We start from the raw sequence: 1,033 nt of genomic DNA, 5'->3' as shown, positions 1-1,033 counted from the left end.
CTGCTGCAGTCGGCGCTGGTGCTCGCGGCGCTCGCGGACGGCGCCCTGGCCGGTGCCGGCGTGATGATCGCGTTCGGCGCGGCGTCATCGCTCACGCTCTGGGGCGCACCGCTGCTGTGGGCGCGGCTCGACCGGCGCGCGCTCGCCTGGAGCATCCGGCTCGCCGGCCTGTGCCTGGTGATCGGCTCCGGCTGGTCGCTCGGCCACGGGCTGTGGCCGCAGTCGGCGCTCTTCTGCGCGACCTGACGCCACTGCTTGACCGGCATCAAGCCGGCGCCGCGCTCGTGCGCTTTCAATGTCGGCAGCCCCTGAACTCTTCCCACACGACCATGAGCCTTCCCTCTTCGCCGCGCACCTTCATCGTCGGCAGCGGCATCGCCGCGTTGTCCGCCGCCGTGCTGCTGATCCGCGACGCCGGCTGGCGCGGCCGCGACATCCGCATCCTCGAGGAGCTGCCGGTCGCCGGCGGCGCGCTCGACGGCAGCGGCGACCCGACCGGCGGCTTCCTGACGCGCGGCGGGCGCATGTGGACCGAAGAGGCCTACGTGTGCCTGTGGGACGTGCTGGCCGGCGTGCCCTCGCTCGGCGATGCATCGCGCAGCGTGAAGGACGAGGTGCGGCAGTTCAACGCCGAGGTGCTGACGCACGCGCAGGCACGGCTGATCGACCGCCAACACCACATCCTGGACGCGAGCGAGCTCGGCTTCGACCTGCACGACCGGCTCGACCTGGTGCGGCTGCTCGTCACGCCGGAACGGCTGCTCGGCACGCGCCGCATCGACGACTGGTTCGCCCCGCACTTCTTCGAGACGAACTTCTGGGCGATGTGGCGCACCACCTTCGCGTTCCAGAACTGGCACAGCGCGGTCGAGCTGCGCCGCTACATGCTGCGCTTCCTGCAGGAGTTCCCGCGCATCCACACGCTCGGCGGGGTGCGGCGCACGCCGCTGAACCAGTACGACTCGGTGGTGAGGCCGATGCAGGAGTGGCTGGCCACGCACGGCGTCGTGTTCGAACACGGCAGCCGCGTGCT

Annotated in this window: 2 protein-coding genes; both read left to right on the top strand. The window is 71.5% G+C overall.

Translation table 11 applies throughout. The annotated features are described in order from the left end of the window. The coding region (locus tag AC1D15_RS34060) for an urease accessory protein UreH domain-containing protein (RefSeq protein WP_477829551.1) at positions 1–246 on the top strand (246 nt) is incomplete at its 5' end. A gap of 83 nt (positions 247–329) precedes the next feature. After that, positions 330–1,033, top strand: a 704-nt coding sequence (locus AC1D15_RS34055) for an oleate hydratase (protein WP_477829550.1), incomplete at its 3' end; no start/stop codon positions are given.

This window comes from Rhizobacter sp. P2_H2, from assembly GCF_056403375.1.
This window is presented reverse-complemented; position numbering and strand designations above follow the sequence as displayed.